The sequence below is a fragment of the Stenotrophomonas sp. SORGH_AS_0282 genome (assembly GCF_030818125.1).
Classification (GTDB): domain Bacteria; phylum Pseudomonadota; class Gammaproteobacteria; order Xanthomonadales; family Xanthomonadaceae; genus Stenotrophomonas; species Stenotrophomonas rhizophila_A.
Genome location: NZ_JAUTAB010000001.1, coordinates 824,662 through 846,236 on the forward strand (window position 1 = coordinate 824,662; position 21,575 = coordinate 846,236).

Annotated in this window: 17 protein-coding genes; 12 read left to right on the forward strand and 5 right to left on the reverse strand. The window is 67.5% G+C overall.

Features of this window, described 5'->3' with window-relative positions; translation table 11 throughout:
- The first annotated feature begins 231 nt into the window (after nucleotides 1-231).
- From QE395_RS03565 to QE395_RS03575, 3 genes are all read left to right on the forward strand, one after another.
- Nucleotides 232-2,538, forward strand: coding sequence for a winged helix-turn-helix domain-containing protein (locus tag QE395_RS03565; protein ID WP_306987587.1), 2,307 nt, complete (start codon nucleotides 232-234; stop codon nucleotides 2,536-2,538).
- A gap of 123 nt (nucleotides 2,539-2,661) precedes the next feature.
- Nucleotides 2,662-3,543 carry a helix-turn-helix transcriptional regulator gene (locus QE395_RS03570; RefSeq protein WP_068853928.1) on the forward strand — a complete coding sequence of 294 codons (882 nt, stop codon included), beginning with the start codon at nucleotides 2,662-2,664 and terminating at the stop codon, nucleotides 3,541-3,543.
- 68 nt (nucleotides 3,544-3,611) lie between these two features.
- Nucleotides 3,612-6,473 (forward strand): TonB-dependent receptor, encoded by a 2,862-nt coding sequence (locus QE395_RS03575; RefSeq protein WP_306987588.1) that lies wholly within the window; start codon nucleotides 3,612-3,614, stop codon nucleotides 6,471-6,473.
- Between the two features lie 150 nt (nucleotides 6,474-6,623).
- On the opposite strand, the gene QE395_RS03580 is transcribed toward QE395_RS03575, so the two are convergent.
- Both QE395_RS03580 and ppa read right to left on the reverse strand, forming a co-directional pair.
- Nucleotides 6,624-7,745, reverse strand: a complete 1,122-nt coding sequence (locus QE395_RS03580; RefSeq protein ID WP_306987589.1) for an HDOD domain-containing protein — start codon at nucleotides 7,743-7,745, stop codon at nucleotides 6,624-6,626.
- A gap of 152 nt (nucleotides 7,746-7,897) precedes the next feature.
- Nucleotides 7,898-8,434, reverse strand: a complete 537-nt coding sequence (ppa, locus tag QE395_RS03585) for an inorganic diphosphatase (protein ID WP_068853925.1) — start codon at nucleotides 8,432-8,434, stop codon at nucleotides 7,898-7,900.
- Nucleotides 8,435-8,619: 185 nt separating this feature from the next.
- On the opposite strand from ppa, the gene QE395_RS03590 reads away from it, so the two are divergent.
- The 6 genes from QE395_RS03590 to QE395_RS03615 all read left to right on the forward strand — a co-directional run bounded on the left by QE395_RS03590 (nucleotide 8,620) and on the right by QE395_RS03615 (nucleotide 15,734).
- Complete coding sequence (locus QE395_RS03590; RefSeq protein WP_306987590.1) at nucleotides 8,620-9,135, forward strand: hypothetical protein; 516 nt, start codon at nucleotides 8,620-8,622, stop codon at nucleotides 9,133-9,135.
- Nucleotides 9,136-9,144: 9 nt separating this feature from the next.
- Nucleotides 9,145-10,368 (forward strand): helix-turn-helix domain-containing protein, encoded by a 1,224-nt coding sequence (locus QE395_RS03595; protein ID WP_306987591.1) that lies wholly within the window; start codon nucleotides 9,145-9,147, stop codon nucleotides 10,366-10,368.
- 44 nt (nucleotides 10,369-10,412) lie between these two features.
- Nucleotides 10,413-11,081, forward strand: a complete 669-nt coding sequence (locus tag QE395_RS03600; RefSeq protein ID WP_306987592.1) for a glutamine cyclotransferase — start codon at nucleotides 10,413-10,415, stop codon at nucleotides 11,079-11,081.
- 54 nt (nucleotides 11,082-11,135) lie between these two features.
- Nucleotides 11,136-11,636 (forward strand): RNA polymerase sigma factor, encoded by a 501-nt coding sequence (locus tag QE395_RS03605; protein ID WP_095363568.1) that lies wholly within the window; start codon nucleotides 11,136-11,138, stop codon nucleotides 11,634-11,636.
- Nucleotides 11,637-11,712: 76 nt separating this feature from the next.
- The gene (locus QE395_RS03610; RefSeq protein WP_095363569.1) at nucleotides 11,713-12,675 is read left to right on the forward strand and encodes a FecR domain-containing protein; all 963 of its coding nucleotides are present in this window, start codon (nucleotides 11,713-11,715) and stop codon (nucleotides 12,673-12,675) included.
- A gap of 134 nt (nucleotides 12,676-12,809) precedes the next feature.
- Nucleotides 12,810-15,734 (forward strand): TonB-dependent receptor, encoded by a 2,925-nt coding sequence (locus tag QE395_RS03615; RefSeq protein ID WP_306987593.1) that lies wholly within the window; start codon nucleotides 12,810-12,812, stop codon nucleotides 15,732-15,734.
- 40 nt (nucleotides 15,735-15,774) lie between these two features.
- Here the strand turns inward: QE395_RS03615 and QE395_RS03620 are convergent, their stop codons facing one another.
- Nucleotides 15,775-16,020, reverse strand: coding sequence for a DUF2789 domain-containing protein (locus QE395_RS03620; protein WP_068854771.1), 246 nt, complete (start codon nucleotides 16,018-16,020; stop codon nucleotides 15,775-15,777).
- Between the two features lie 182 nt (nucleotides 16,021-16,202).
- On the opposite strand from QE395_RS03620, the gene QE395_RS03625 reads away from it, so the two are divergent.
- Together QE395_RS03625 and QE395_RS03630 are read left to right on the forward strand one after the other, a co-directional pair.
- Entirely contained in the window at nucleotides 16,203-16,790 is a 588-nt protein-coding gene (locus tag QE395_RS03625) for a biliverdin-producing heme oxygenase (RefSeq protein ID WP_093533625.1), read from the forward strand.
- 28 nt (nucleotides 16,791-16,818) lie between these two features.
- Nucleotides 16,819-17,181 (forward strand): YbaN family protein, encoded by a 363-nt coding sequence (locus QE395_RS03630; RefSeq protein WP_068853917.1) that lies wholly within the window; start codon nucleotides 16,819-16,821, stop codon nucleotides 17,179-17,181.
- Nucleotides 17,182-17,345: 164 nt separating this feature from the next.
- Here the strand turns inward: QE395_RS03630 and QE395_RS03635 are convergent, their stop codons facing one another.
- The gene (locus QE395_RS03635) at nucleotides 17,346-19,373 is read right to left on the reverse strand and encodes a sodium-translocating pyrophosphatase (protein WP_095363571.1); all 2,028 of its coding nucleotides are present in this window, start codon (nucleotides 19,371-19,373) and stop codon (nucleotides 17,346-17,348) included.
- A 351-nt stretch (nucleotides 19,374-19,724) separates the two neighbouring features.
- On the opposite strand from QE395_RS03635, the gene QE395_RS03640 reads away from it, so the two are divergent.
- On the forward strand, nucleotides 19,725-20,228 hold the full coding sequence (locus QE395_RS03640) for a hypothetical protein (protein WP_095363572.1): 504 nt from the start codon (nucleotides 19,725-19,727) through the stop codon (nucleotides 20,226-20,228).
- A 62-nt stretch (nucleotides 20,229-20,290) separates the two neighbouring features.
- On the opposite strand, the gene QE395_RS03645 is transcribed toward QE395_RS03640, so the two are convergent.
- Nucleotides 20,291-21,547 carry a 6-phosphofructokinase gene (locus QE395_RS03645; RefSeq protein WP_249833055.1) on the reverse strand — a complete coding sequence of 419 codons (1,257 nt, stop codon included), beginning with the start codon at nucleotides 21,545-21,547 and terminating at the stop codon, nucleotides 20,291-20,293.
- Between the last annotated feature and the right edge of the window lie 28 nt (nucleotides 21,548-21,575).

A 21,575-nucleotide genomic window follows, 5' to 3' on the forward strand; every position in this document is an offset into this window, starting at 1 on the left:
GCGCCAAGCGGCGCGAATGTTGAAGCAATTTATGTGGATTCGTCGGCGAGAGAGGCCTGATGTCCTCTGCGCGCACAGGCGCAGTTAACCGGCATAGGCTAGTATTCGCGCGCTTCAGTGTCTTTGCCCTTTGCACTGATGACGTGTGCGGAATCTGGCGGTTCGTTCGATCTGTGGTTGATTCGATGAATGCTGCGTTCCTGTTGTTCAGTTGTATTACGTAGCGCCGGAATGATCAGCCTGGATAGTGAGACCCCCGCTGCCGACCGCCTGAGGATCGGCGATTGCACCATCACGCTGTCGTCGCGTGAGGTGGTGGTGGAGGGCGCGCGTCGTCCGCGCCGGCTCACGCCCAAGGCGCTGGGTGTGCTGAAGGTGCTCATGCGAGTGCCCGGTGCGGTGGTGACCCGCGAGGAACTGTTCGCCGAGGTCTGGCCGGATACGCTGCCCACCAACGATGTGCTGACCCAGGCCATCACCCAGCTGCGCAAGGCGTTCTCGCGCGACGACGACGCCGGCACCGCCTATATCGAAACCATCGCCAAGACGGGTTACCGGCTGCTGCAACCTGTGTCGGTCGTGGTCGAACCCGGCCCGGACGTCGATGCCGCGCCCAATGAAGACGAACGCGATGCGCTGGCGGCCGTGTTCGCTGCGGCAACCCCTGCGCCGCGCCCACGCAGCCGCTGGCGGCGCAACCGGCGCTATGTGTTCCTGGCCATCGGCCTGGGCATGTTCATCGCCCTGCTGGTGATGGCCGCACTGCTGCTGCAGCGACCGCCGCGCGGGCCTGAAGGCAGTGGCGTGCTGGAAGACGGCAGCCGCGTGGTCGGCAGCCCGCAGCGCCCGTATCGTTTGATTACCGCCACGGCCGGCTTCGAGACCTACCCGACTGTATCGCCGGATGGATCGCAGGTGGCTTACGAGGCCGACGATGCGACTGGCGACGGCAGTGCGATCAAGGTGCAGACCTCCGGCAACGCGCCCGCGCGGCTGCTGACCGATACGCCTGCGGGCCATTCCGACCGTTTCCCGAACTGGTCGCCGAACGGCCGCGATATCGCATTTGCGCGGTTCGGGCCGGCGGGCAGCTGCGAAGTGCTGATCGCCAGTGCGACCGGTGGTGCGATCCGCCACGTCACGCGCTGCGACGGCACCGAGCTGCTCAGCTTCGACTGGACGCCCAACGGGCGTGGCCTGGTATTCGGCTCGCTGTCCGGCCGCCATGCCCATCGCGGCATCCGCGTGCTGGACATCGCCAGCGGTGCCTGGACCCCGGTGGACTACCAGGTTGCGGACGACAGCTTCGACTACGCCCCGCGTTTCTCGCCGGACGGCCGCTGGATCGTGTTCGTGCGCAACCCGCAGATCGGCGACCTCTGGCGCCTCCCGGCCAGCGGCGGCGTGCCCGAACAGCTGACCAACGATTCGGCCGAAATCCGTGGCTGGGCATGGCGGGGCGACAGCCGGCACATCGTGTTCGGGCGCCGCGTGGACAGCGAGGCACGCCTGTACGAACTGGATACTGAAACGCGCACGCTGCGCGATGTGGGCCTGGACGACGCGCAGTCGCCGGCGTTGTCGCGCACCAACAACATGCTGGCCTTCGTGCACCGCAAGGCGCAGTTCGGCCTGTTCCGCGTGCCGGTGAAGGACGGCCGACCCGGCACGCCCGAACGCCTGTTCCCTTCCAACGGTCGCGATGGCCAGCCGATGCTGGCGCCCGATGGCCGGCAGCTGGTGTTTACCTCCGATCGTTCCGGCAACTACGGCTTGTGGTGGGCGGACCTGTCGCGCCCCGAATCGCTGCGGCCGGTGGAAGGCCTGCGTCCTGAAACCCGGCAATCCGCCGACTGGTCGCCTGACAGCACCCATCTGCTGGTATCGGGCCGTGATGCCCAGGCGCGGCCGGTGATCTACGAGGTTTCACCGCGCGACGAACAGATCGTGGCGCTGCCGGTGCCGGTGGCGCAGCCCCTGCAGGCCTTGTACGCCGGCGACAACGACCACGTGCTGGTCGTGGAGCGCGACGACGACGAGCGCATGCGCCTGTCGCTGTTTGACCGGCGTGCCACGCCGTGGAAACTGCTGGGCCACGTTGATGGGGTGTCCCAGGCGCGGCTGGATGCGGCCAACCAGCGCGTGCTGTTCACCCGGTTGGCGGCGGGCGGCCTGTGGTCGGCCGATCTGCGCCTGGATCCGGCCAGCATCCAGCAGGTCAGCGAGGATCGGCCTTCGCGCTGGCGCTACCGCACCTGGGCGGTGGCCCGCGATGGCAGCCTGGATTACCTGTCCAGCCGGGCGGATTGTTCCACCGTGTTCGCACGGATCAACAGCCCGTCGCAGGGGGCGGAGTACTGCCTGGACGCCGATCGACTGAGCGCCGGCAACGGCTTCAGCGCGCAGCCCGATGGCAGCGCGCTGTACCTGGCCCTGGCGGTCGCCGACGGCGCCGACATCGGGGTGATGACGCTGCCCGACCCCCCCCGCCCGGTGTTCTCGTCGGTGCCCAACCTGTTGTTCTGGAAAGGAAAGTAGTCTTCGTACTTCTTTCGTGGGGGCGTCGTGGCGAATTCGGATCAATCTCGTCGAAACGTCCTGACGCAGACCGCCTGACTTGGCAAAACGGTTGCCCCGTAACGGCAAACCCCGGTGTACGTCATGCGTCAGCTTTCCCTCGCCGATCGCGGCCAATCGCTCTCCCTGGACAAGATCGTCGACGACGGTCCGCTGCCCACCTGCCTGGGCGTGGCCCGGCTGGGCAGCCTGCAGACGGCTGGCACCACCTTCACCGTGTGGATGCAGCTGCGCGGCAGCGCGTGGGTCGAATCCAAGGAAGGCCGCTTCCGCCTGCGCCAGCGCGAGTGGATTGCGTTCGAGAAGGAATCCAAGCCGATGATCCAGGCCGGCCGCGATGGCCTGTGCATCGGCCTAAGCCTGGCCCCGGAAGCCCTGCGCGCGCTGGGCGAGCTGGCCGACTGCAGCTTGTACGCCGGCCGCGGCAGCATGAGCCGCAGTGAAGTGCGGGTGGCGCTGCGCCTGTGGCGCGATGCGCTGGCCAGTGGCCAGCCCGCGCAGGCCCTGCGCCCGGTGCTGCTGCACCTGGCCTCGATGCAGCGTGGCATGGCCACCGGCGTGCAGCGCTGTCCGGGCCGCTCGCGCATCCGCAAGCGCCAGGTGTTCGGCCGCATGCAGCGCGCGCGCCTGTACCTGGAAGGCAACAGCCACCGGGTGGTGCGCATCGGCGAACTGGCCGAGCTGACCAACTTCTCCAGCTGGTACCTGTCCAAGACGTTCCAGAGCCTTTACGAAGAGAGCCCGCAGTCGCTGTCGGCGCGCCTGCGCCTGGAGCGCGCCGCAGACCTGCTGCGCGACACCGACATGATGATCGGCGAAGTGGCCGCCGCCAGCGGCTTCGACAACTGCTGCAGCTTCGCGCGTGCGTTCCGCGCCCGTTATGGCCAGTCGGCATCGGGCTTCCGGCAGACCGGTGGATCGCTTTCGCCAAAGTCGGCAAAGAGTCCGGTGGCATCGCGCAAATAATTAACGGTAACGCAATCGTAACTTTCCGAGGCGGTTTAACACGCTACTAACGTACCTTGGAGAGATTGATGAATTTTCGTACTCCCGCAGTGCGGCTGGGCCTTCTGCCGGCCGGCATTGCGCTGGCGCTCGTGCCGAGCTTCGCTTCGGCACAGGAAGCAGCCTCCGGCACCACTGACCTGGATCGCATCTCGGTCACCGGCTCGCGTATTCGCGGTGCCAACATGGAGACCCAGCAGCCGATCCTGACGATGACCCGCGAATCCCTGGAAAAGCAGGGCTTCTCGAGCGTCGCCGACGTGCTGAACAACCTGACCTCGGCCGGTTCGCCGGCCATCTCGCGTTCGGATTCGCTGTCCTCGGGCGAAGACGTGGGCGGTGCCTATGTCGACATCCGCAACCTGGGCGCCCAGCGCACCCTGGTGCTGATGAACGGCAAGCGCCTCGGCGCCACCACCTCGGGCCTGCAGGACCTGAGCCAGATTCCGATGTCGGCCGTTGAGCGCATTGAAGTCCTGAAGGACGGCGCCTCCTCGATCTACGGTTCGGACGCCATTGCCGGCGTGGTCAACGTGATCACCCGCAAGAACGTCGACGGTGGTGAAGTCAAGGTCTACTTCGGTCAGTACGACAAGGGCGACGGCGACAACCAGCAGTACTCGATGACCCTCGGTGCGACCGGCGAGCGTGGCAGCCTGACCCTGTCGGCCGAATACGCCAAGCAGGATCCGGTGTGGGCCAAGGACCGCTGGTACAGCCGCGATGGCGGCAAGGGCCCGAACTCCACCACCGCTGACTGGAGCGCCGTCAGCCAGAATGGCAGCTGGTGCAACCCGACGCAGGTGGACTGCACCGATACCGACACGGCGGTGTGGAAGACCCTGAACCCGGGTGGCAACCCGAACAACCCGAACGACTACCACCAGATCACCGGTGCCGAGTACGCCAACTCCAACGAGCAGATGAGCCTGCTGACCGGCGTTGAGCGCAAGTCGCTGTACATCAACGGCACCTACGACTTCACCGACACCATCAGCCTGAACACCGATGTGCTCTACAACGAGCGCAACACGTTCCAGCAGATCGCCGGTTACCCGTACCAGTCGACCTCGTTCGAAACCCCGCTGTCGGCCGACAGCGCCTTCAACCCGACCGCCGTCAATGGCGTCGGCGGCCAGGACGTCGACTTCCGTCGCCGCCTGTGGGAAGTGCCGCGTACCACCGACAGCCAGCTGAAGACCCTGCGCTTCGCGCCGACCATCAGCGGCTACTTCGAGCTGGCCGGCAAGTCCTTCGATTGGGACGTCGGCGCGCTGTGGAACCGCAATGAGTCGATCAAGACCCAGCGCGGCGACATGAGCCTGATCGGTTCCCAGCAGGCGCTGGGTGCGTCCTTCATCAACGCGCAGGGCGTGGCACAGTGCGGTACCGCTGCCAACCCGATCGCGCTGGGTGACTGCCGTCCGTGGAACCCGCTGCTGCCGTACGGCGTTGCAGGCCAGGGTTCGCTGGCTGACCAGGACCTGCAGGACTTCCTGTTCCCGACCTACACCACCCGTGGTGTGACCAAGACCACCAGCTTCACCGCCAACCTGTCGGGTTCCATCGTGGCCCTGCCGGCCGGCGACCTCGGCTTCGCCGTGGGCGTGGAGCACCGCAAGGAAGAAGGCAGCTACGTGCCGGACGCCTTCGCACAGTCGGGCATGTCCACCGGCCTGGGCCAGAAGCCGACCCAGGGTGAGTACGATCTGAACGAGGTCTACCTCGAACTGAACGTGCCGATCCTGGCCGACATGGCGTTCGCCAAGGAACTGACCCTGAACGTTGCCAGCCGTTATTCGGACTACAGCAACTTCGGTGGCACCACCAACAGCAAGTTCGGTCTGACCTGGCGTCCGATGGACGAGCTGCTGGTCCGCGGCACCTACGCCGAGGGCTTCCGCGCTCCGACCATCGCCGATCTGTACGGCGGCCTGAGCTCCAGCTTCGAGCGTTACATCGATCCGTGCGGCACCACCGCACCGGGCAGCGTTGCCGGCAACGGCCCGTGCTCGGCGGCTGGCGTTCCGGCCAACTACGTGCAGCTGGGCCAGGCCGGTGAAGTGTGCGGCACCCTGCCGTGCCAGTCCGGTGACCAGTTCATCTCCGGTGCCAACCCGAACCTGTCGCCGGAAACCTCCAAGAGCAAGACCGTCGGTCTGGTCTGGAGCCCGCGTTGGGTGCAGGGCCTGGACGTCTCGCTGGATTGGTACCGTTACGAGATCAAGGACATGATCATCGCTGACAGCGTTGATCGCATCCTGCGTGACTGCTACGTGCTGGGCGATTCGTCGCGTTGCGACGGCATCGTGCGTGCGGCTGACGGCCACATCAGCGCGCTGACCTACGGCACCGCCAACCTCGGCTCCATGGAAACCGAAGGTTACGACCTGGGCGTCAAGTACCGTCTGCCGGAACTGGGCATTGGTCAGTTCAACATCGACTGGCAGACCAGCTACCTGGCCAAGTACGACGAGTCGGCACAGAACGCTGCGGGTGACAACATCATGATCGGCCGCGTGGCACAGGATGCCCTGTTCCGCGTGCGTTCGAACCTGGCCGTCAACTGGGCGCTTGGCGACTTCGGTGTGAACTACACCGCTCGCTACTACTCGGGCATGAACGAAGACTGCATCGCCATCGGCTGCACCGACCCGGATCGCATCGCCAATGGCGAAGCGGCTCCGCTGCGCAAGACCGGTTCCAACACCTTCCACGACCTGCAGGTCAGCTGGAAGGCACCGTGGGATGCCACCATCGCCCTGGGCGCGAACAACGTGTTCGACCACAAGGGTCCGCTGATGTACTCGGCACCGAACTCGAGCTTCGCCTACTACGGCGGTTTCGATATCGGCCGCTTCCTGTACATGAAGTACACCCAGAAGTTCTGATCCATCGAACCACTGGTGCAATAAAAGGAGGGCGGCCCGCAAGGGCCGCCCTCTTTCTTTGCCCGCAGGGCAAAGAAAAAAGCCGACCTTCAAAAGGTCGGCTTTGGGTAGCGCCGGCCGTTGGCCGGCCGTTGATCTACGCTTGAAGCATCAAGCGCCGGCCGTAGCCAACCCCATCAACCCATTGGCATGGTCCCGCCACTGCGGCAGCTTGGCCAGCACGCCCGCGCGCTGCAGGTAGTCCTCGTCCACCGGGTCGCCGTTGACCAGCGCCAGCGCCACGTGCACCGCACCGGTCACCCAGAAGCTGCGCGTGTTGGAACGCTGCGGCTGCAGGTGGAAGGCCACCGCCTCGATGATCGGCATCGGCAGGCCCCACAGCCCCAGCAGGTAGGCACCGGCTTCGCTGTGGCCCGGGCGCGGGTCGGCGTCGTCGGCCGGCTCACTGCGCTCGTTGCGCACGCCGGGCAGCAGCAGGCCGATATCGGCCAGCAGTGCGGCGGTCGCGCCCAGTTCGGCGCTGGAATCGGGCAGCAGCTTGGCGGCCAGCCGCGAAGCGAGCAGCGCACGCTGCTGCAGCGCGTTGCGTTCACCGCTGGACAGCGGCGAAGCCGAGAACACCTCGCTGGCCAGCACCAGGTCGCGCAGGGTCGACAGGCCCAGCCGGGTCACGGCGGTGCGCAGGTCGGAAATGGTGCGGCCGCTGTTGAAGAAAGCGGAGTTGGACAGCTGCAGCACCTTGGCCGCGATCGCCGGATCGGCCGACACCAGCTTGGAGACATCGGCCGTGTCGGTGTCGTCGTCATGCTCCAGCGCCTGGGTCAGGCTCAGGTACAGGTGCGGCGGCGAGGGCAGCTTCTCGATGCGGCCGATGGCGCTGCGCAGGCGCGCGCTGTCGAGCAGTTCGCGCAGCTCTTCCAGGCTGGTGAGCGCTTCAAGCAGCACTTCCGGTGCCAGCGGCAGCGGCAGGAAACGGTGGGCAACGCCGATCAGGCGTGCCGGCGGCGGGCGGTTGCCCTGGGCCGCGTCAACCAGCGCGATGCGGATCGTCTCCGGGCGCAGCGTCCGGATCTGGCCCAGCAGCGTGGTCGCGTTGAGATCGGGCAGGGAGGGGCAGGCGATCACCGCATCCACCGGCGTGGACGCCACCATGTTCATGGCCGTCTGGCCATCGGGTGCCCGCAACGGCTGCCACTCTTCCCCAAGATCGGCAATGAAATCCATCAGCTCAGCCGACAGGCTGGCTTCGTCCCCAACTAGCAGAATACGCACGACACAATCCCCTGGGTGACCACGGTGAACCCCACCGTGGACGGTGTAGAAGTCGCAATGTACCCAATCCGGCGCAAACAGTGATGCGCCGCATTGTAAAAACGTGATGCCCATCGCTCCGGCGACCAGCGCCGGAGCAGGGTCATTCAGCCTCAGCTGTTGCTGGACAGGTAGCGCTGGTGCGCTTCAACCAGGATCTGCTTGGCTTCGGCGGCGCCGCCCCAGCCATCCAGCTTGACCCACTTGCCCTTCTCCAGGTCCTTGTAGTGCTCGAAGAAGTGGCCGATGCGCTCCAGCCAGTGCTTGGAGACCTGCTCGATGTCTTCCACGTGCGCGTAGCCGCTGAACACCTTGGAGATCGGCACGGCCAGGATCTTTTCGTCGCCGCCGGCTTCGTCGCTCATCTTCAGCACGCCCACCGGACGGCAGCGCACCACCGAACCCGGAACCAGCGGCAGCGGCAGCACGACCAGCACGTCGGCCGGATCGCCGTCGCCGCACAGGGTGCTCGGCACGTAGCCGTAGTTGCAGGGGTAGCGCATCGGGGTGGAGAGGATGCGGTCGACGAAGATCGCGCCGGTTTCCTTGTCCACTTCGTACTTGACCGGCTCCGAGTCCTTCGGGATCTCGATGATGACGTTGATTTCTTCCGGCGGGTTCTTGCCGGGCGAGACGAGTTCCAGACCCATGGTGTGCTCCGAGAGGGGGGATGGCGCGATAAGACCTCCCATTTTATGCCTTTGCCGGCCAACGTGCAGGGTGGGGACTATCCGACCCGCCGCAGTGGCGATCGCCGACCGCCACCAGCGCACCCGGCTTATCCCGCCCGGGCGTGGGCAGGCGCACGGTGGAGGTCCCTTCACGGAGCACGCCCATGACCCTTCCACTGCCTTCCCGCCACCCCTGCAACGCCCTGGCCGCGTTGATCCTGCTGGCGCTGGCCGTTGCCGGCCCGGCCGCCGCCAGCCCGCCGCCCGCTGCGCCCCTGCACGTCGATCTGGTCGATTACCCTACGCCGCAGGCGAACTGGTCCGCCTTCCGCGACCTGCGCCATCGTCTTGAAGCCGGCTTCGACGATGTCTGCCCCGATACCTTCTGCGAAGGCGAGTACACCGATTACCAGCCGCTGAAACTGCGCTGCTCGGTCGAACGGGCCACGGGCAGGGTCAATGTCTGCGGCTGGGCCTTCGCTGCAAGCGAGCTGCGGGTGGACCCGGCGACCGGCGCCCTGCAGCGGCAGCAGCCCACCTGGCTGTGCCACTTCCCGACCGGCGGCGGCACCACCGTGGCGGCATTGCTGGCGGCACTGGACGGACCCCAGCCGCTGTTCCAGCGGCTGCCCGGTACGGGAAAAACCGTGTTCGAGGCACTGGGAGACTGCCTGCGCTAGCCTGCGCGCATGGACTCCCTGCTCGCCGCCGCCGCACGTGCCCTTGCCGCTGGCGACGTACTGACCGCACTGGGCCACGTGGCCCTGCGCGGCGACCCGCCGGCACTGGCGCTGCGCGGCGTGGCCATGGCTCAGCTGGGCGAGCTGCAGCGGGCCCGGGAGCTCCTGCGGCTGGCCCACCGCGGCTTTGGCGCCGATGAGGTGCTGGCCCGGGCGCGCTGTGTGGTGGCGGAGGCGGAAGTGGGGCTGGCGCTGCGGGATCTTGCCGATACCCCCGCGCCGCTGCTGGCCGCCGCCCATGCGTTGGAGGAGCGCGGCGATCCGCACAATGCGCTGCAGGCCTGGTTGATCCTGGCCCGCCGCTGGCTGTTGCTCGGGCGTCGGCAGGAGGCCGAATCGGCCTTGGCGAAGGTGCAGGGCAGGGCGCTGACGCCCGCCCTGGCCGCCATGGCCGGGCTGGCCGAAGCGGCCTTGGCGGCGCGCGCGTTGCGGGTGTCGCAGGCGACGGCGGCGCTGGAGGCGGCTGCGGCCGCCGCGCAGGCGTCGGGCATCGGCGCCCTGCACGCAGAGGTCGTGCAGGCCCGCCGCCATCTGGCCCAGCCGGCGGCACGCCGGGTGGCCCGGGAGGCCGCTGACCGCCTGCTGGATCTCCAGGCCGTGCAGGACCTGCTGGCCTCAACGGCCTGTGTGGTGGATGGCTGCCGGCGCGGCGTGTGGCTGGGAGGGCGCTGGCGGTCACTGGCGCGCCGGCCGCTGCTGTTTGCGCTGCTGCGTGCCGTCGGCCAGGCGTGGCCGGGGGATGTAGACCGCGACGTGTTGATTGCCGAGGTGTTCCGCACTCGTAATGGCGACGACAGCCACCGCGCGCGGCTCCGGGTGGAAATGGGGCGCGTCCGCGCTGCGGTGAAGGGACTGCTGTCGGTGGAAGCGACCGCCAACGGCTACCGGCTGGCAGCCGCGCCCGGCATCGCGGTGGTGGTGCTGGCGCCGCCGATCGAAGGCGAGCAGGGCGCCGTTGCCGCATTGCTGGCCGATGGGGCGGCCTGGTCCAGTTCGGCACTGGCCTTGGCGCTGGGCGCCAGCCAGCGCACGGTGCAGCGCGCGTTGGCGGCACTGGAAAGCACCGGCCAGGCACGCGCGACCGGGGGCGGGCGCACGCAGCGCTGGTGGGCCATGCCGCTGTCCGGATTCACGACGATCTTGTTACTCCCGGCAGCGCTGCCGGGCGACTAGGGTGGCTGCCAGGCACCCCTTCCGATGTGCCAGGAGATGCTGCAATGAACACTGGAACGCTGAACCCCGCCGCTGCCCCGCGCGTGCACGACGCCGAGGTGGCCCGCGAATATGGTCCCTTTGACGGCGCCGACTGCATCCACGGTGTCAGCTTCGATGGCCGCCATGTCTGGGCCGCCACCGGCCCGGCGCTGCTGGCCTTCGATCCGGACAGCGGCGCCCCGGTACGCACGCTGGCCGTGCCCTGCGATGCGGGCACCGCGTTCGACGGTACCCACCTCTACCAGATCGCCGAAGCGCGCATCGACAGGATCGACCCGCAGACCGGCAACGTGCTGGCCTCGATTCCCGCGCCTGGCGGCGGCACCGATTCGGGCATGGCCTGGGCCGAAGGCAGCCTGTGGGTGGGGCAATACCGCGAACGCCGCATCCACCAGGTGGATCCGGCCACGGGCGAGGTGCTGCGCACGATTGAATCGGACCGCTTCGTCACCGGCGTGACCTGGGTCGATGGCCAGCTCTGGCATGGCACCGACGACGGCGAACGCAGCGACATCCGACGCGTGGATGCCCAGAGCGGGCAGGTGCTGGAGCAGCTGCGCATGCCCGAGGGCATGCATGTCAGCGGTCTGGAGGCCGATGGCGCGGGCCTGTTCTACGCCGGCGGCGGGCGCAGCGGCAAGGTGCGGGCGGTGCGCCGGCCGCGCGCTTAACGTGACGCATTCTCATTTGAGGGGTAAGATGCCGCCGCACCGGGCCACCTCTGCATGTCCTCCAACGCATCCACCCTGACCGACCTGTTGATCCGCGAACGCCCGGCGCTGCTGCGTCGGGTGCAGCGGATACTGGGCAGCGACGGCAGCGCCGAAGACGTGATCCAGGCCATCTGGTTCAAGGCGCGCGGGGTGGATGCCGGGGTGACCATCGACAACCCGCGGGCCTATCTGTACCGTCTGGCCACCAACCTGGCCACCGACCAGGGCCGGGAACGCAGCCGCCAGACGCGGCTGTTGGCCGACCACTACCTGTGGGGGCCGGATGAAGTGCTGTCCACGGAAGAACAGGCCATGGCCCAGGACGAGCTGCAGCGCGTGCTCGCCGCCGCCGACCACCTTCCCGAACCGACCCGCACGATCTTCCGCCTCAACCGGTTGCAGGGGCTGACCCAGGCGGAAATTGCCCGGCGCCGTGGCGTGTCGGTCACGACCGTGGAAAACCATGTGCGCGCTGCGTTGCAGCGGCTGGCATGGGCGCGCAGCGGGCGGTGAGGCGCGGGGGCTTGGGGAAGTGCCGTTCCCACACGTCTTGATGGTATCGGCGCTGCCCTCCGCATCCTTGCCAGCCATGAGCCCGCACGACCTGCCTACCGACCCGACCGCGCCCACCTCGCCCGACCTGCTTGCCGAACAGGCACAGGCGTGGATCACGTGGCTGGCCTCCGGCGCCGTGGACGCGCCACGCATGCAGGCCTTCGAACACTGGCTCAGCCTGCCCGGGCACCGCCGCGCGTTCGAATACGAGCGCCAGCTGTGGCAGGCCGTGGCGCAGCCGCCGGCGGGGGCGAAGCGTCCGCATGTCCGCCGTCGTCGCGTTCCCCGCCTGGTGCTGGCCGCTGCCGCCGCGCTGGCGCTGGTGTGGGTGTCACCCGAAGCCTGGTTGCGCCTGCGTGCCGATTACCGCAGCAGCCACGACGTGGTCACGCTCGCCCTGCCCGATGGCAGCCGCGCGGTGCTCGATGCCGATTCGGCGATTGCCGTGGACTATGACGACCAGCGCCGCAGCATCCGCCTGCTGCGCGGGCGCGCCTGGTTCGAAGTTGCGCCCGGGCGCGCCCAGCCGTTCCAGGTGACCGCACAGGCCGGTGTGGTGGAGGACATCGCCACGGCGTTCGCGGTGGCCAGCACCCCGCAGGGAGTGGAAGCGGAAGTCTCGCAGGGCCAGGTCCGCGTCGCGGCCTCGCCCAACGGCGGCTGGACCTACCTGCTGGCTGGCCAGCGCGCCGGCTTTGCGCCTGGCGGCCGGGTGGTGCGCCATGACGACCTGGCCCCCGACCGCATTGCCGCATGGCGCGACGGCGAGCTGCTGCTCGATGCCAGCGGCGTGGCCGATGCGGTCGCGCAGATTGCGCGCTATCGCCAAGGCCCCACGTTCGTGCGCGGCGACCTGTCGTCGTTGCCCGCCGTCAACGCCGCACTGCGCGTGGACCAGCCCGAGCAGGCGCTGGATGCGCTGGCGATGTCGGCCGGGCTGCGCATCACCCGCCTGCCGATGGGCGTGGCGATCGTGAGCGCCACCCCCGCGCGCTGAATGCGCCTTGGGGAAGGGATCGCCCCGCACGTCTTACCCCCGAACGTACCCGCCGCCGCCACGTACGTCGCAGCGCCCGCACCCCGTGCGGGGAAGCCGTGCTTTCGCGGCATCGCCTCTCAACAGGTTTCAACATGCTTCCCATTTCCCGACCGGCGCCGATGCTGCGCCCGTCCCGCCTGTGCACCGCGTTGTTGGCCGCCGGCCTGGCCTCGGCCACCGCGTTGCCGGCACTGGCCCAGTCCGGCGACACCGCCCCACTGGCCGCCACCCGCCCGTTCGATATCCCCGCCCAACCGCTGGCCGATGCGCTGCGCAGTTACATGCGCCAGTCCGGTGTGCAGGTGGCCTACCCGGCCGCACTCGCCAACGGTGCCAGCTCCACCGCGGTATACGGCGCGCTGGATGCGCAGGCCGCACTGGCGCAGCTGCTGCAGGGCAGTGGCCTGGCACCGCGCGCGCTGGGGCCGGGCGCGGTCACCCTGGAACGCGCGCCGCGCGGCCAGGGCGAGGATGGCGTGATCCACACCGCGCCCCTGCGCGTGGCCGGTGACCAGGCCAGCGCCGAAGGCACCGCCGAGCGTGCGCTCGAGCAGTACCGCAGCAGCGGTTCGAGCGTGTATGTGCCACGGACCACCCTCGAGCGCTTCCGTGGCACCTCCACCGCCGACATCGTCAAGGGCGTGGTCGGCGTGACCGCCGGTGATCCGCGCACGGCCAACGCGTTGGACCTCAACATCCGTGGCATCCAGGGCCAGAGCCGCATCCCGGTGATCATCGACGGCGGGCAGTCCACCATGGACACCTACCGCGGCTATGCCGGCCAGTCGCAGCGCACCTACCTCGACCCGGATCTGATTTCCAGCCTCACCGTGACCAAGGGCCCCAGCCTGGGCGCCAATGCGTCGGGCGGCATCGGCGGCGTGGTGGAAATGGAAACGCTGAACATCGGCGACGTGCTGCGCGACGGCCAGGACGCCGGCCTGCGCGTGCGCAGCGGCATCTCCAACGGCAGCGCGCGTGACCTTCCCGCCTACAACGGCACCCCCGGTACCGACCGCAGCAGCCTCGGCGGGCAGTTCTTCAACATCGCCGGCGGCAAGCACTGGGAAAGCTTTGACCTGGTGGCGGCTTACGCCTGGCGCGATACCGGCAACTACTATTCGGGCAAGCATGGCTACGACGATTTCCCGCAGACCCGGCGCACCCTGGCACCGTTGAACCCGCCCAACACCGAAGTGTTCAACACCTCCTCCAAGTCCAACTCGGTGCTGCTCAAGGGCACCTGGCGGATCGATGACGTGCAGACGCTGGAGGCCGGCTACCGCCACTACAGCGGCCGCCAGGGTGAAATCATGGCCTCGCAGATCATCCGCGTGGACCGCGACCGCGTGCCGCAGTGGGAGCCGGGCAGCGTGGACCTGGATGCCTACAACCTGCGCTACCGCTTCAACCCGGGCAACGACATCGTCGACCTGAAGGCCAACCTCTGGTACACCCAGGCCGACAGCCTGATGTACAACGGCCTGACCGGCATCACCCCGTGGTACTTCGACCGCCGCACCGAATGGTATGACGGCCCGACCTTCAACACCGACCCCGGTTACAAGGATGCCTACCGCAACGACATGAGCCAGACGCGGTTCGGCCTGGACGTGTCCAACACCATGGTGATGACTACCGACAGCGCCGGTTTGTTCACCTTCGACTACGGGCTGTCCTTCAGCGATGAAGACGTGGGTCCCGGCGACAGCGCGCCGATCATGCACGATGACCTGGTCAACAACCGCTTCCTGCGCAATGCCACGCGCAGGGAATACAGCGCGGTGGCCTCGATGAAGTGGCAGCCGGGCGAGCGCTGGGACATCCTGGTGGGTGGCCGCTTCAACCGCGTCAGCATCCACGACCGCAACCGCCTGGCCACCCCGGAAACCGAGGAAGTGATCGGCCAGTACCGCTATACCCAGCTGCTCAACGGCAACCCGGCGCTGCCGGCGTGGCGCGCGCAGCGGATCGCCATGCTCAACTGGTACCCGGATGCGAACGGCCAGTTCACCGAGGCCTCGCTGCTGGCTTCGCCGTACAAGAAGGGCACGGTGGCCGACATCACCGGCTGGAATTTCCACGATGTCACCGCCACCGAAGACCTGGTCGTGCCCACCAGCTGGACCTGGTCGCAGCCGATCCGCCGTACCGACAACGCGTTCATGCCCACCGCCAGCGTCACCTGGCACGCCGATGAAGACACCCTGGTCTACCTCAAGTACGCCGAAGGCGTGAAGCTGCCCAGCCTGTTCGAAAGCACTCTGGGCCTGTTCACCGCGGCCAAGCCGGTGGGCGGCGAACTCAAGCCCGAGCGCGCGGGCACCTGGGAAGTGGGCGCCAGCACCGTGCGTCATGATCTGTTTGCCGAAGGCGACCAGGCCGCGTTCAAGCTGGCCTATTTCAACACCCGCATCGACGACCTGATCACGCGCGACTACCGCACGTTGTCGGCCGGCTATATCCGCAACATCGACCGCTTCAAGGTCTCCGGGCTGGAGTTCCAGTCCAGCTATGACGCCGGCAAGGTGTTCGCCGATCTGTCGGCGCATTACTACTTCGAAGCCAAGACCTGCGCCCCGGACATCGCCGCCGAGCGCCGCGCATACGGCGTGCAGCGAAAGAACGAAGAACTGGCCAAAACGCCGGACTGCGTCGACGGTGGGTTCGAGGGGTCCTACAGCAACACCCAGAATCCGCCGCGCTACACGGTCAACCTGACGCTGGGCTCACGGCTGCTGGACCAGCGGCTGAGCTTTGGCACCCGCGTGATCCACAACAGCGGTCCGATCAGCAAACTGGACAAGGAATGGAACGTGGGCCTGTCGGCGATCCAACAGCTGTACCAGCCGGCGACCATCGTGGACGTGTTCGCCAGCTGGCAGGCCAGCGAGCAGCTGGCGGTCGACTTCAACGTGGACAACCTGACCGACCGCTACTACCTCGACCCGCTCGCACTGGGCGTAATGCCGGCCCCGGGCCGGATCATGCGCCTGGCGGTCACCTGGCGGTATTGAGAAAACCCGCGAGCCGGGCTCTGCCCGGCTCGCGCGTACGCTAACGGGCGGTCGCATCCGCGTGCAGCGCCTCGTTCAACTCATCCACCACGATCGCCCAATCCGCATCTTCCTTCAGCTCTTCGCGCAGGAACTGACGCTGCGCATCGCTCCAGTAAGTGGCTTCGGCCAAGGTCACGTCGCCGGGCAGCTGGTGCGCCCGGATGAACGCCGCAATGGCCTCCGGGCTGGAGTCCAACCCCAACTGCTCGAACAGGTTGGTCATGCGCGATTCGGTGGTGTCCATCATGGCAATCCTTGTGGGCGGAAGAATGCTCCATTATCAACACCCCAAGGTGAGGATGGCATCGCCGGAATGGGGGGGGAGGGCAGCACCGGCAATCCGGGTTGGGGTAGTCTGCGCGACAGGCGTCTTATCCCTGTGCCGGACCTTGCCCGGCGCTGCCACCTTCTTTCTGCCAGAACGCCATGAACGCCACCGATACCCTTGAAGCGACCCGCAGCCAGCGCCTGAAGGCCGCCACCCGAGACAGCCACGGCGCGCTGGACAAGCGCATCATGGCCGGCGAGATCTTCGCCGACCGTGGGCGGTTCGCGCGCTTCCTGCGGGTCCAGTACCGCTTCCACCGCGATATCGATGGCCTGTACGCCAACGCCGCGCTGGATGCGCTGCTGCCCGACCTGGCCGAACGCCGGCGGCTGCCGCAGGTCACCCGTGACCTGCGCGATCTGGAACAGACCCTGCCGGCACCGGTGCCGCTGCGGCTGGACCCGGACCTGCCACTGGCTGCCGCACTGGGCTGGTTGTACGTGGCTGAAGGCTCCAACCTGGGCGGCACCATCCTGTACAAGATGGCCGCGCAGCTGGGCCTGGATGCCGACTTCGGCGCACGCCACCTGGCCGCGCATCCCGATGGTGCCGCACGCCACTGGCGCGAGTTCACCGCCGCGCTGGACAGCGTCGTACTCACCGAAGTCGAAGAGCAGCAGATGATAGATGCGGCCGATGCCGCGTTCCGCAGCGTGCACGATCACGTGGAGCTGGAATTCGCATGAGCAGGGGCGTGCGCGCCGTGTCGCGCTGATGCGCTGGCTCTGGTTCTGCCTGGGCTGGGTGATGGTGGCGCTGGGGGTGATCGGCGCGCTGTTGCCGGTGATGCCCACCACCATCTTCCTGATCCTGGCGGTGGGTTGCTTCGCGCGCAGCTCACCGCGCTTCGAGCGCAAACTGCTGGAGCATCCGCGCTACGGCCCGTCGCTGCGCGCCTGGCGCGAGCAGGGCGCGGTGAGTCGCAAGGGCAAGGCATTTGCCGCCGGCGGCATGGCATTCGGGTTTGCGATGTTCTGCTGGGGCGCGAGGCCGTCGTGGCCGTTGCTGCTTGGCGTCGGGCTGTTCTTCGCCGCAAGCGCGGCCTACGTGTTGTCGCGGCCGACGCCGTTGCCGTGATGGTGCGGGTCAGGCGACACCCCATGAGCGACCATGGATCGTAGTGACACGCCATGCGTGTCAAAGCCATGATCCTGTGCACGTAATCCGCCATGCGCGTAGCACGGAACGTCGAACGAAACCGATACCGCGACACCCTGTAAGGTGTCGCGGCACCATGACCGTTACAACAACGGCACCAGCAGCAGCGCCACGATGTTGATGATCTTGATCAACGGGTTGATCGCCGGGCCGGCGGTGTCCTTGTACGGATCGCCGACGGTATCGCCGGTCACTGCCGCCTTGTGCGCCTCGCTGCCCTTGCCGCCGAAGTGGCCGTCTTCGATGTACTTCTTGGCGTTGTCCCAGGCACCGCCGCCGGTGGTCATCGAGATCGCCACGAACAGGCCGGTCACGATGGTGCCGATCAACAGCCCGCCCAGCGCACGCGGCCCCAGCAGCAGGCCCACCACCACCGGCACCGCGACCGGCAACAGCGAAGGCACGATCATTTCGCGGATCGCCGAGCGGGTCAGCATGTCCACTGCGCGGTCGTACTGCGGCTTGCCGGTGCCTTCCATGATCCCGGGAATCTCGCGGAACTGCCGGCGCACTTCTTCCACCACCGCACCGGCGGCGCGGCCCACTGCTTCCATCGCCATCGCGCCGAACAGGTAGGGGATCAACCCGCCGATCAGCAGGCCGATGATCACCGTGTGGTCGGACAGGTCGAAGGCGAACACTTCACCCGGATGCGCGGCCTGCAGGTTGTGGGTGTAATCGGCGAACAGCACCAGCGCGGCCAATGCCGCCGAACCGATCGCATAGCCCTTGGTCACCGCCTTGGTGGTGTTTCCCACCGCATCGAGCGGATCGGTGATGTTGCGGATCTCCGGGGGCAGCTCGGCCATTTCGGCGATGCCGCCAGCGTTGTCGGTGATCGGCCCGTAGGCATCCAGCGCCACGATCATGCCGGCCATCGACAGCATTGCGGTGGCCGCGATGGCGATGCCGTACAGGCCGCCGTGCAGATGCGCCAGCCAGATCGCCAGGCATACCGCGATCACCGGCAGCGCGGTGGACTTCATCGACACGCCCAGGCCAGCGATGATGTTGGTGCCGTGCCCGGTGGTGGAGGCCTGTGCCACATGCTGCACCGGCTTGTACTGGGTGCCGGTGTAGTACTCGGTGATCCACACGATCAGCCCGGTCAGCACCAGCCCGATCAGCGCGCAGATGTACAGGTTCGTTGCCCCGTGGGCGTTGTCCGGCATCAGCTGCAGGGTGATCGGGTAGAAGGCGATGGCGGCCAGCACGCCCGACACGATCACGCCCTTGTACAGCGCGCCCATGATCGAGCCGCCCGGCTTCACCTTCACGAACATCGCGCCGATGATCGACGCGATGATCGACACCCCGCCCAGTACCAGCGGATACAGGATCGCGTTGCGGCCGGCTTCGGCGATCATCAGGCTGCCCAGCAGCATGGTGGCGATCACCGTCACCGCGTAGGTTTCGAACAGGTCGGCGGCCATGCCGGCGCAGTCGCCGACGTTGTCGCCCACGTTGTCGGCAATCACCGCCGGGTTGCGCGGGTCATCCTCGGGAATGCCGGCTTCGACCTTGCCGACCAGGTCCGCGCCCACGTCGGCACCCTTGGTGAAGATGCCGCCGCCCAGCCGGGCGAAGATCGAAATCAGCGAGGAGCCGAATGCCAATCCAACCAGCGCGTGCAGCGCTGCGGCAGTGTCCAGCCCCATCCGCAGCAGCAGCGCGTAATACCCGGCCACGCCGAGCAGGCCCAGCCCGACCACCAGCATGCCGGTGATCGCACCGCCACGGAATGCCACATCCATGGCGGCACTGAGGCCATTGCGTGCCGCTTCGGCGGTGCGTACGTTGGCCCGCACCGACACGTTCATGCCGATGTAACCGGCCGCACCGGACAGCACCGCACCGATCGCGAACCCGATCGCGGTGTACCAGCTGAGGAAGATGCCGACCAGCACGAACAGCACCGCGCCGGCGATGCCGATGGTCAGGTATTGGCGGTTGAGGTAGGCGCGCGCGCCTTCCTGGATGGCGGCGGCGATTTCCTGCATCCGGGCATTGCCCGCCGGTTGCCGGAGGATCCAGCGTGCCGACACGATGCCGTAGAGAATCGCGAGAATGGCGCAGAACAGCGCCAGAGAAAGCCCATAACGTTCCAGCATGTCCCCTCCCGGGTGATGGATGGCATCCAGTTGACGGACGAACCTCACCACGCGGGGCACAACGGGCTGCAACGATGGACCAACCCGTTCAGACCGTACCCGGTCATCAAGCGTGTGGCTTTGTTCAGCAATCCCTGGTGCCCCCGAGTATGCAGTGAAATCATCGCCCCTGCCCAGCGATTGCGCCGAACAGCCCAACGAAGCCCTGATCCAAGGCGCACGAGGCTGTAGCGCCGACCGTTGGTCGGCTCCGCGGTTGGCGCAATCCCATCAGCCCCGCGTGCGCCCCCCTTGCCACACCGTTCATCCCTCCCAAGCCACCCTCACTCCACCCCAACGGAGGCTTCCCGCATGTCCCCCCGCCACCTCATCCTGCTGGCCCTGCTTCCTGCCCTGGCGGCTACTGCCGCCGAAACCCCCGAACGCCAGCGCCCGGTCGGCGCAGCACAGGCAGTGAACGTCACCCACACCCTGCGCCAGATCCCCGAAGCCTGTGCCCGCCTGGAAGGCACCTTCACCGGCGACGCAGCGCAGCCCTACCGGTTCGTGGTCGCCCGCACCAGCGAGCAGTGCCAGCCACGCGCAAAGTTCGTCGACTTCGACAAAGCGCAGCCCAGCGAAGCCAAAGGCTGGAAGCTCAACGACGTGATCCGCGTGCCCAGCGCGGCCTGTCCCACCCAGCAGGCAGTAGTGAGGGTCTGGCGCCTGCCGATGGAACAGAAGCTGCAGCTCGATGGCCAGGGCCAGTCGCGCATCTACCTGGAAGACGCCAAGAAGCAGGCCGCTGCCGGCCAGATCGCGGAGATTCCGATGTTCGCGGCGAAGATGACCGTGGAAGGCAAGGCCTGCCCGTAATGCGCGCAACAAAAAGCCCGTAGAGCCGCGCACTGCGTGGCTCCACAGTGTCCGCAGGCCCGTTACGCCTCAAATGCCGGCAGCTTCTTCTTCACCGCCACATTCTTGAGGGTCACGTACTTCGGCAGTCCATCGGTGCCGTAGGGCAGCGGTGCCTCGCCCTTGATCAGCGGCGACAGGTACGCGCGGGCCTTGTCGGTTATCCCGAAGCCATCGCGGCGGATGAAGCCGGCCGGCATCTTCTTCTCGTGGTTGGCCACCTTGTGCAGCGGCGCCGGCTCGATCTTCCAGCGGTAGGGGGCGTCGCTGCTGCGCACGATCACCGGCATCACCGCGTTCTGGCCCTTCAGCGCGTACTGCACCGCCGCCTTGCCCACCGCCTGCGCCTGTTCCCAGTCGGTCTTCGAGGCAATGTGCCGGGCCGAGCGCTGCAGGTAGTCGGGCAGGGTCCAGTGCACCTTGTAGCCCAGCGTGTCCTTGACCCGCGCGGCCAACTGCGAAGCAACCCCGCCCAACTGGGTGTGCCCGAACGAATCCTTGCCGCCGCCGGCATCTGCCACGAACCGGCCATCGGCGGTCTGGATGCCTTCGGAGGCCACCACCACGCAGTGGCCCACGCGTTCCACCACCTGCTTCACCTTGGCCAGGAACGCGGCTTCGTCGTAGGCGCGCTCGGGCAGCAGGATGATATGCGGGGCTTCGTCCGGTCCGTTTCCGGCCAGCCCGGCCGCAGCCGCCAGCCAGCCCGCATGCCGGCCCATGGCCTCGTACACGAACACCTTGGTGGAGGTTTCGGCCATGGCCGCCACGTCCAGCGCCGCCTCGCGCACCGACACAGCGGTGTACTTGGCCGCCGAACCGAAGCCCGGGCAGGTGTCGGTCACCGCCAGGTCGTTGTCGATGGTCTTGGGCACGCCGATGCAGGTGAGGTCGTAATCGAAGGCCTTGGCCAGCTGCGAGACCTTCCAGGCGGTATCGGCCGAATCGTTGCCGCCGTTGTAGAGGAACCAGCGCACGTCGTGGGCGCGCAGCACCGCCAGCAGGCGCTCGTAGCGGGCCCGGTCGGCCTCCAGCGATTTGAGCTTGTAGCGGCAGGAGCCGAAGGCGCCGCCGGGGGTATGGGCCAGCGCCGCAATCGCCGCGGCCGACTCCTTCGAGGTGTCGATCAGCTCCTCGCGCAGCGCGCCCAGGATGCCGTTGCGCGCGGCCAAGACCTTGATTCCCTTGGCCCTGGCGGTGCTGATCACCGCCGAGGCGGTGGCATTGATGACGGCGGTAACGCCGCCTGACTGGGCGTACAGCAGGGTACCTTTGGACATGGTGGGACCTTTGTCGGGGGGAAGGACA

What these genes read in the sequence shown, in the direction of transcription:
- QE395_RS03565 (WP_306987587.1), top strand. Translation starts at nt 232, where the DNA reads ATGATCAGCCTGGATAGTGAGACCCCCGCTGCCGACCGCCTGAGGATC.
- QE395_RS03570 (WP_068853928.1), top strand. Translation starts at nt 2,662, where the DNA reads ATGCGTCAGCTTTCCCTCGCCGATCGCGGCCAATCGCTCTCCCTGGAC.
- QE395_RS03575 (WP_306987588.1), top strand. Translation starts at nt 3,612, where the DNA reads ATGAATTTTCGTACTCCCGCAGTGCGGCTGGGCCTTCTGCCGGCCGGC.
- ppa (WP_068853925.1), bottom strand. Translation starts at nt 8,434, where the DNA reads ATGGGTCTGGAACTCGTCTCGCCCGGCAAGAACCCGCCGGAAGAAATC.
- QE395_RS03590 (WP_306987590.1), top strand. Translation starts at nt 8,620, where the DNA reads ATGACCCTTCCACTGCCTTCCCGCCACCCCTGCAACGCCCTGGCCGCG.
- QE395_RS03595 (WP_306987591.1), top strand. Translation starts at nt 9,145, where the DNA reads ATGGACTCCCTGCTCGCCGCCGCCGCACGTGCCCTTGCCGCTGGCGAC.
- QE395_RS03600 (WP_306987592.1), top strand. Translation starts at nt 10,413, where the DNA reads ATGAACACTGGAACGCTGAACCCCGCCGCTGCCCCGCGCGTGCACGAC.
- QE395_RS03605 (WP_095363568.1), top strand. Translation starts at nt 11,136, where the DNA reads ATGTCCTCCAACGCATCCACCCTGACCGACCTGTTGATCCGCGAACGC.
- QE395_RS03610 (WP_095363569.1), top strand. Translation starts at nt 11,713, where the DNA reads ATGAGCCCGCACGACCTGCCTACCGACCCGACCGCGCCCACCTCGCCC.
- QE395_RS03615 (WP_306987593.1), top strand. Translation starts at nt 12,810, where the DNA reads ATGCTTCCCATTTCCCGACCGGCGCCGATGCTGCGCCCGTCCCGCCTG.
- QE395_RS03620 (WP_068854771.1), bottom strand. Translation starts at nt 16,020, where the DNA reads ATGGACACCACCGAATCGCGCATGACCAACCTGTTCGAGCAGTTGGGG.
- QE395_RS03625 (WP_093533625.1), top strand. Translation starts at nt 16,203, where the DNA reads ATGAACGCCACCGATACCCTTGAAGCGACCCGCAGCCAGCGCCTGAAG.
- QE395_RS03630 (WP_068853917.1), top strand. Translation starts at nt 16,819, where the DNA reads ATGCGCTGGCTCTGGTTCTGCCTGGGCTGGGTGATGGTGGCGCTGGGG.
- QE395_RS03635 (WP_095363571.1), bottom strand. Translation starts at nt 19,373, where the DNA reads ATGCTGGAACGTTATGGGCTTTCTCTGGCGCTGTTCTGCGCCATTCTC.
- QE395_RS03640 (WP_095363572.1), top strand. Translation starts at nt 19,725, where the DNA reads ATGTCCCCCCGCCACCTCATCCTGCTGGCCCTGCTTCCTGCCCTGGCG.
- QE395_RS03645 (WP_249833055.1), bottom strand. Translation starts at nt 21,547, where the DNA reads ATGTCCAAAGGTACCCTGCTGTACGCCCAGTCAGGCGGCGTTACCGCC.